The organism is Chryseobacterium sp. SIMBA_028, from assembly GCF_046535285.1.
In the GTDB taxonomy this organism is placed as follows: Bacteria; Bacteroidota; Bacteroidia; order Flavobacteriales; family Weeksellaceae; genus Chryseobacterium.
Genome location: NZ_JAWRWZ010000029.1, coordinates 1 through 7,909 on the forward strand (window position 1 = coordinate 1; position 7,909 = coordinate 7,909).

Below are 7,909 nucleotides of genomic sequence, written 5' to 3' on the forward strand. Positions count from 1 at the left end.
TGTTAGCCGTGAGCAAGCTGCCGGGGGGATAATTGAAGCTCTCTGTCAATAAGGTCTGTGCCTTTATCTGGGAAAACATCAACAAAACTGTGCAAACACAACAGACGACACGAAAGCTGTAATTTGCAATAGTATTTATTATGAGTTTCATATTTTAATAGGTATAAATTTTATCATCTTGTATTATTTCAATTATTCAAATAAGGATGGTAACAGTGGGTTGCTTATTGTATAAACAAGTACAGTTTTGAACTGTTTTTTCATAAAACAAAAAGCTTAATTAAAATGAAATTCAGGCTATTATTTTATAAAATTTCAAATCATGTCATTGGTATATGACAGTAATGGGATAACCACTATCTATAAACACATTCCTTGATTAAAGCAGTATAATTGAAACATTAGAATAATGTTTGTTATTATTTTTAGAATAGATTTGAATTGATTTCAAAATCTCTTTTAAATTATTCTTTATAGGAGGCGGACGTAATCTGAATAAGATTAAAAAAATAGAAATGATAATTTGTAAGAGATCCTTACAATCGATCTTTATTTGACAGTCACTATATTTTCTCAAGAAAAATATATAATGAAAAGCGGCAGCAATATTTTTTTTGAAACAAAAAGTATTGGAAGTAATGATCAGTTGAGCCCGAAGTCCAAAATTCCCAAAATCCAAGAATATATCAGAAGGAAATAATGAAAAGGACTTTTGTTGATTTAAAATTTTGCCGTAATCATTATTAACTATCTTTTTTTCTTTCAGCTTTTTCTTTTTCGAGATGCTTTTTATCTTCTTTACCTCATTAGGTACTTGGGGAGATTGCATTTTTTGGATCAAAACATTCTCTAAACCGTAGACTAACGTATTTTCTGTGACATGAATTACCTCTTGAATTTGAATAGAGTCACCTCTATTGATATTTTCTTCATACAGACGAATTTTCGCCTGAAAAAAAAGGACCCCCAGTAATAATAGTATACTGAGTCCTTTTTTACAGGTATAAAACAATATAAATTGCTTTTTTTTTATCATTCTGCCTATACTTTAATCAAGAGTAGTCTTAGCTAGACTACTTTTAAATTTAATTTATTATGACAGTCCTGTTGCAGGCATTTTGTATATTAGAAATTCTATATCAATAATGTATTATTCGACAATTATTAACATTTAAAATATTAAATTAAAAATCACATGGGATTTACAAATATTTAAAATTCAGTTATTTATTTTATTTATAATACATAAATTGATTATCTTTGTTGGATAAGAGTAGTCTAGCTAAGACTACTTTATTTCGCTTATATTAGCGGCGAAATAATAATTCTACCCTATGAATTTTGAATTTTTCTTATCTAAAAATAGAATCAATAGAAATATTATCTTATCAATTTCCGATAATCATTTTAAAACGGATTATAAATTAACAACTCCTTTAATGATTTCCTCCGAAGATTGGGATCAAGAAAAACAACGCCCTAAAAATATATACCTTAAGCACCATAAAATATTTAATCAAAGGCTTGACTCATTGAAAGTGAATCTTACGGAATATATTCATCAAAAAATATCAGGCTCTAAAAAGGTTACAGAAAAAAAGCTTCTTGAGATTATTAATAAAGTTTGCTCTCAGAACAATGAGGAATATTCTGAGAATGATCTATTACACTTTGTCAATCAATATATAAACAATCGTAAAGAGCTTATCTGTTACTCCACCTACAAACGATATAAAGTATTTAGCAATCTTATAAAGCGATTTGAGGGATTCATTAAGAATAGAATTAACATCAACAATGTAAATTTTGAATTTATAAGAAATTTTATTCTGTTTGGAAAGGATGAATCCTATAGTGAAAATACAATATACCGCACCCTAAACTTCATTAAAACCATCTTAAACTACATTGAAAGGAGGGGCATTACAACCAGTATCAGAGAATTTGAATTTAGACAAGAAAAATCACAAAGAGAAGTAATTACGCTCAGCGAAGAAGAAATTACTCAGATAAAAATTGCTGAGGTCCCTGAAGCTTTACAAAACTCAAAAGAATGGCTATTAATAAGTTGCTATACCGGACAGCGTATATCAGATTTTATGAATTTTAAAATTGATATGCTATTTGAAATCAATGGTAAGCTATGTATGAATTTTATTCAACAAAAAACTAAAAAAAAGATAATACTCCCTCTACATCCCATAGTTCTTGATATTATTAGAAATAATGATAATAATTTCCCCAAACCATTAAACACTCATTTATATAATGGAAATATCAAAAAGATTGCTCAAATTGCCAAAATAAATTTTAAGATTAAGGCAAAAAAAAGAATAGGACACAGAGTTAAAAATCTTGTTATAGAAAAATGGGAAATCCTAACCAGCCACATAGGCAGGAGGAGCTTCGCCACTAATTTTTATGGAAAAATTCCAACCTCATTACTGATTTCAGCCACCGGGCATGCTACAGAACAAATGTTTTTGAATTATATCAATCCATTTGATAAGGATCAGATCGTATGCCTAGGTAATCACTTTGATGAAATACACAAAAAGCAATCTAGTTCTACCTATTACAATTCAAAGAAACGATAATCATTTATCAATTTATTCTAACTTTTGATAGGCACAAAGGAAGCTTCAATGAAAGAAGTGGCAGAAAAAGTGGTAATTGTTCTTTTCCACTAACACCTTGCCCTAAAACTGATTTGAATAAATCTTCTTTTTCCTGCAATCGTTCCGTCATATTGATGCTATTGAAATCAGCAGGATCAAGGCATTTTTCACCTCATCCACTCTAAAGAAGCAGAAAACAGTGTACCGGGTTTCGGACGTATGCTGTACCCACTTGCCAGTGTCTTCGCTCTTGTGTTCTGCAGATAATTCAGATAGATTCTATTGATATCGGAAGCATAGGAGGAACTGAAAGCAAGATTTTGAAAATTAAAGATTTAAACAACCATCGTTCTAATCGCTCTGGACGATTTGAGAAGCTTAGCCTGGGAAGTCATTTTGAGGTTAAAAAATTCAGATGGAAAGCTTCTTAAAAATCGAAAAACATATAAGTAAAAGCCTGGGGTACTATAAAAGAAAAATTATAGTTTACTTTATGGGAATCCGTATTTTTTATGCCCTTTTCTTTTCCATTTTTACAATCGAATTAAAATATTTAATACATGAAAAATTTTAAGAAAATTTCAAGAAATCAACTAAAGCAAGTAAAGGGTAGTCAAAAAATATGCCCTCAGGGATGGAAGAGGATGCATTGCCCTAACAGTCCTATCCCTCAATGTTATTCGGATCAAATGACATTAGAGTGTCCTGATTTTTAAAAATACAATCCTATTATTTAACCGACAATCAGCCACTAATAAAATAGAAGTCTATTTTTTCCTTTGTGTATTTTGGTAATCATTTATTAGACGATAATCTATAATTTTTTTTTCAGGTAAGTAAACACGAGCCTTTCCGAAAAGTTTGCCATCTTTCTTTCTTAAGATAATTGTTAGGGTATTGATTCACCCAGTTTCATAGGTATAGATTTTTCTCAGATAGAGCTTGTGATTTAATCCACTTCTACTACAGAAACTTTTAATTGCTCCACAAAATATGAGGGCGTAAAGCCTGTTTCCATCTTAAAAGCATTTACAAATACTCTAGGCGTGGCATATCCGCATTCTTCTGCAAGGTAGGTTATCTTGTATTCTCTATAGATTGGTCTTTCATAAAGCTTCTTAATGATATAGTTGATACGAAGCTCATTGATATAACTGGTAAAATTATGATTTCTATAGATCTTTATGACCTCTGAAAGATATTTTGGATTGGTAGAAAGGCTGTTAGCCATCCAGGTCAGACTCAATTCTTTCCGAAGGTACTTTTCTGAGGCCTCAAATTTTTCAAGCTTAAGGAGTAAGGCCTTCACTGTTTCATCGGTGATTGTAACGGAGGATTTTATTCCCTTATTTCTCTCGGGTGCCGGTTCTGTTTTATTCTCTTCGTTGTCTTGGCTTATTTTAGCAATTAGATCTTCGTATTTCTTATGAATAGCCTTATTGCTTCTTCTACGATATATCAGCATACCTCCTGTTACAAGAATAAGGATAACAAAAGAAATAGCAACAATTCTTTTTATCTTCCTCTCTCCGTCGACTTTATTTTCTGAAATTATGTTTTTGACAGGAACTTCCACAGCTTCTTTCTCTATGGAAGTAATACTGTCATTCAATTTTGAAAAAAGATCAAGATATCTTTGAGAAGTTTGGCTATCTCCAATTCCTAAATAGGATTTTGCCAATACCATATACCCCACTCTTCGATTGTAAGGCATACTATTGGATTTTTCCATGGCAAGCATACTCTCACCATATTCTATTGCTTTCCTGTAATTTTTTTTAAGCTGATAAAACTCCTGAAGAGCCTGATATAAATCTATCTTTGTATCAAGGTTTACTTCACCCTTAACTAAATCGAGTTGTTTTAGGGCTTCATTAAAATAAAACTCAGATAATTTTATATTCCTTCTTTTATTTCTCGAGTCCCTGTAATGAATTCCCAGGTTCATATTTACGGATATCAGCATATCAACTTTTTTATCCAAAGGAACCTCTGCACTATTATCACTCACTTTTACAATCTCTTCCCTGCTTTTTTCCAGATAATACAAAACTTTTTCATCTGACCTCCCCTGGTAATAAGGAGCCATGTTATAATAAACCAAAGATGTCTGATAATGCCTCTCATTGGTTTCAGAAACCAGTTTTGCATATTTCAGAGCGGCTTCATATTCTTTTAAGCTCTCATCATACAGGCCCAGATTTTCATATAGTATTGCTCGTTTATTGCATAAAGTAGATAATGTTTTATAATTTTTCTGACCAATGGCCAACTCTTTGGCTCTATTGGATATCTCGAGAGCCTTCTTATAGTCATAGGTTTGAGAATAAACCAACATTATATTTTTTACGGCATCCAATTCTCCCTTTTCACAGCCTATAGACCTGGTCATTTCAACAGCCTTTTGAAGCAATCCAAGAGCCTCCTTACTTTTCCCTTTATCATTAAGAGAGATAGCCTGATCTATTAATTGGTCTACATTTTCATTTCCGGGGCATAAGATGGTAGTTGCGTTTGCCATGGAAAATAAAAACAAAAACAACAGCGAAATAATAATAGTGTACAATCTTTGAGCGCCTTGATTGCTATTTCTTTTGTTCGTAGAAAAAATAAACTGAGACGTTCGCAAGGATAATTTTTTAACCATAAGATTACATTTTATAATGAATTATCATTTTTCACAATACCTGGGTGGTCCATTAAAGTTTTTGAAAAATGCTTATTGATTTAATTTAAACAACAAATAGGTTAAACGTTATGCGGAAGCCTTCAATTGCTCCACAAAGTAGGATGGTGTGAAACCCGTTTCTTTTTTGAAAGCGTTAACAAATACCCGTGGCGTCGTATATCCACATTCCTCTGCCAAATAGGTTATCTTGTATTCTCTATAGATTGGATTGTCATAGAGCTTCCTGATTATATAGTTGATGCGTAGTTCGTTGATATAACTGGTAAAATTATGTTCTCTATACATCTTAATGACCTCCGAAAGATATTTTGGATTAGTATTGAGGTTATTAGCCATCCAGGTAAGGCTCAGATCCTTCCGGAGATATTTCTCCGCGTTCTCGAATTTTTCAAGTTTAAGGAGAAGGGTTCTTGCTGTATCATCAGTAATGGCTACAGATGGCTTTGTTCCGTTATTTCTGACATTATCTTGTAATTCTAGTTCCTGCTCTTTTTGCTTTGCATTTATTTTAGCAACCAGATCTTTATATTTTCCCTGAATAAACCTGTTCTTTCTCCTCCAATATAACCAACCCATAAATGCTGCAATACCAAAGGCCAATACTGAAACAATCAGTATTTTTTTGATGGCAGTATGATTCTCATGTTCATTATCTGAAATAATCTGTTTAACGGGGGTTATTAAACTTTCCTTTTCTGATTTCAATAAACTATCACTCAAATACATATATAGCCTTGAATAGTATTTTGAAGAATCCTGCTTGTTAGATTCTATATATGAACTAAAAAGGGTATGATAAATATCTTTTCTGATATAGGGCATCGAAGCCTGTCTTTCAAAATCTTCCGCTTGCTTGGCAAATAAGATTGCTTTATGATACTCACCATTGTCATTATAAAATTTTGCCATATCACTTAGCAAGGTTGCCCTACCATTGACATAGATGTCACACTTATCACTTTCATGAATCTCCAGAGCTTTTTCAAAATAATGCCTGGCGGAATCTTTACTCTTTAAGTTACTATAAATCAACCCAAGACTCGCATATTGGTAAGCCAGATTTTGATATTTTGCATTTATAGTTTCCGGCTCATTTCCTGGTATTTGATATGAGGATACGATACTCTTGTGCCTGTAAAAAATCTGTTTTTTAATATCCTCCTTTTTTTCATAAACTCCGGCGTAAGATTCATAGATAAGAGATTTTCTATAAATACGACGGTTTAGGGATTTAATATCATCAATATTAATTAAAGATTTTTCCAATTCTTTCAGGCATTCATCCAAAAGTCCCATTTCGCCATAGGCATTTGCTCTCATTCTATAGATATCGGAAATATAATCATAGGCTTGCAGCTCCTTGGCATATTTTTCAACAAAACGACTTTCTTCAATGGTTTTTTTATAATTACCATCATTATAGTAAATCAAGACCAGCCCCATAGAGCTGGTCATCGATCCATTTGTATAATGAATTCTTTCACTTTGCTCTTTTAGCTGTTGTAATTTTTTTGTGGCTGTGACAGGATCTGAAGCTGCAGAAGTTTTATACTTCTTAATTTCAGCATCAAGTATTTTTATTTTGGAAACTGATTCCTTCGGTATTTTTGCATTTTGGGCAGATGCTGCATAAAAAGAAAAAATGATAAAAAATAAATAGATTTTTTTCATTAGGAAATAGAGATTAGTTTTTAGAAGAAAGATTTAATAGAGCAATACAATCAGTGAATTTAACACCTATATTACTTAAGGAGCATTAAAGATTAATTGACTTTCATAATTCTATTAATATATTTTTATTTCTAACAAATTTATACTCATCAATTCGTTAGTTTCAACACCTCATGTATTGTTATTAGATTGATTCTTTCATATTACAACCCCTGCTCATAATTATCATTCGTACAAATTTAATGAAATATATATCCTAAAAATACAAATACCTATTTGGGATTATTAAAGTTTTATACAAACAGCTCACAAAAACATAAACTACTGATTTACAGAAATACTAATTTGTAAAATCAGTTAAACAGTACATGAAACTTTCCGAATTATTCCTGTGATACACTTGTACAAGCATTGTGGTAGTTATAATATTGCACGAAATGCTAACCGATTCTGAAAATAACATGATGAACCAACTCTTCTCTCTGCATTCAATTGGAGGGAGAAGGTTTTTCTTATTGATATTGCTGTTGGCTCACTTTCAGACAATACAAGCTGCCTGCAGACATGATCATCTTTCTTCATCAGATTCTTCACATTCCCCAACGACGCTATTTATATCAAAGGGCACCATTGTTTCAGGTAGGGAGCGAATACATGTTCATCAATCTGAAAAGGTAAAGAAAAAAATAAAAAGGAAAGTTTTATCTGCACCCTATGAAAGAAAAAACAAAAAAGAGCAGAACCTGTCCCAACGCATAAAAAGCAGCAATAAAACTGCATCAATCTTCATCAGGAATACCACGTCAGAGAAATACTTACTGGCTCTTACCGATAACCATAAGCAGATTGTCATGCCTGTAAATCGTCAGCAAAAAGTGTACTGATTTAGGCTTTCACTTAAGGAGTGTTTCATAAGAGATTAATTTTTAAA

Annotated in this window: 7 protein-coding genes; 3 read left to right on the forward strand and 4 right to left on the reverse strand. The window is 31.9% G+C overall.

Annotated features, from left to right (window positions below; genetic code table 11):
* Nucleotides 1–379: 379 nt before the first annotated feature.
* Entirely contained in the window at nt 380–1,036 is a 657-nt protein-coding gene (locus tag SCA31_RS22255) for a hypothetical protein (RefSeq protein WP_410699241.1), read from the reverse strand.
* Nucleotides 1,037–1,334: 298 nt separating this feature from the next.
* Here SCA31_RS22255 and SCA31_RS22260 point away from each other — a divergent pair, with 298 nt between their 5' ends.
* The gene (locus SCA31_RS22260; protein WP_410699242.1) at nt 1,335–2,597 is read left to right on the forward strand and encodes a tyrosine-type recombinase/integrase; all 1,263 of its coding nucleotides are present in this window, start codon (nt 1,335–1,337) and stop codon (nt 2,595–2,597) included.
* 188 nt (nt 2,598–2,785) lie between these two features.
* On the opposite strand, the gene SCA31_RS22265 is transcribed toward SCA31_RS22260, so the two are convergent.
* Nucleotides 2,786–2,953 carry a hypothetical protein gene (locus SCA31_RS22265; protein ID WP_410699247.1) on the reverse strand — a complete coding sequence of 56 codons (168 nt, stop codon included), beginning with the start codon at nt 2,951–2,953 and terminating at the stop codon, nt 2,786–2,788.
* Nucleotides 2,954–3,178: 225 nt separating this feature from the next.
* On the opposite strand from SCA31_RS22265, the gene SCA31_RS22270 reads away from it, so the two are divergent.
* Nucleotides 3,179–3,334: a bacteriocin-like protein gene (locus SCA31_RS22270; protein ID WP_410699243.1), complete on the forward strand. Its 156-nt coding sequence runs from the start codon at nt 3,179–3,181 to the stop codon at nt 3,332–3,334.
* Between the two features lie 233 nt (nt 3,335–3,567).
* On the opposite strand, the gene SCA31_RS22275 is transcribed toward SCA31_RS22270, so the two are convergent.
* Together SCA31_RS22275 and SCA31_RS22280 are read right to left on the reverse strand one after the other, a co-directional pair.
* Nucleotides 3,568–5,265, reverse strand: a complete 1,698-nt coding sequence (locus SCA31_RS22275; RefSeq protein ID WP_410699244.1) for a helix-turn-helix domain-containing protein — start codon at nt 5,263–5,265, stop codon at nt 3,568–3,570.
* A gap of 108 nt (nt 5,266–5,373) precedes the next feature.
* Nucleotides 5,374–6,978, reverse strand: coding sequence for a helix-turn-helix domain-containing protein (locus SCA31_RS22280; protein WP_410699245.1), 1,605 nt, complete (start codon nt 6,976–6,978; stop codon nt 5,374–5,376).
* Between the two features lie 437 nt (nt 6,979–7,415).
* On the opposite strand from SCA31_RS22280, the gene SCA31_RS22285 reads away from it, so the two are divergent.
* On the forward strand, nt 7,416–7,862 hold the full coding sequence (locus SCA31_RS22285; RefSeq protein ID WP_410699246.1) for a hypothetical protein: 447 nt from the start codon (nt 7,416–7,418) through the stop codon (nt 7,860–7,862).
* Nucleotides 7,863–7,909 lie beyond the last annotated feature (47 nt).

Excerpts from the sequence above, each read along its gene's own strand:
- SCA31_RS22255 (WP_410699241.1), bottom strand. The coding sequence starts at position 1,036 with ATGATAAAAAAAAAGCAATTTATATTGTTTTATACCTGTAAAAAAGGA.
- SCA31_RS22260 (WP_410699242.1), top strand. The coding sequence starts at position 1,335 with ATGAATTTTGAATTTTTCTTATCTAAAAATAGAATCAATAGAAATATT.
- SCA31_RS22270 (WP_410699243.1), top strand. The coding sequence starts at position 3,179 with ATGAAAAATTTTAAGAAAATTTCAAGAAATCAACTAAAGCAAGTAAAG.
- SCA31_RS22275 (WP_410699244.1), bottom strand. The coding sequence starts at position 5,265 with ATGGTTAAAAAATTATCCTTGCGAACGTCTCAGTTTATTTTTTCTACG.
- SCA31_RS22280 (WP_410699245.1), bottom strand. The coding sequence starts at position 6,978 with ATGAAAAAAATCTATTTATTTTTTATCATTTTTTCTTTTTATGCAGCA.
- SCA31_RS22285 (WP_410699246.1), top strand. The coding sequence starts at position 7,416 with ATGCTAACCGATTCTGAAAATAACATGATGAACCAACTCTTCTCTCTG.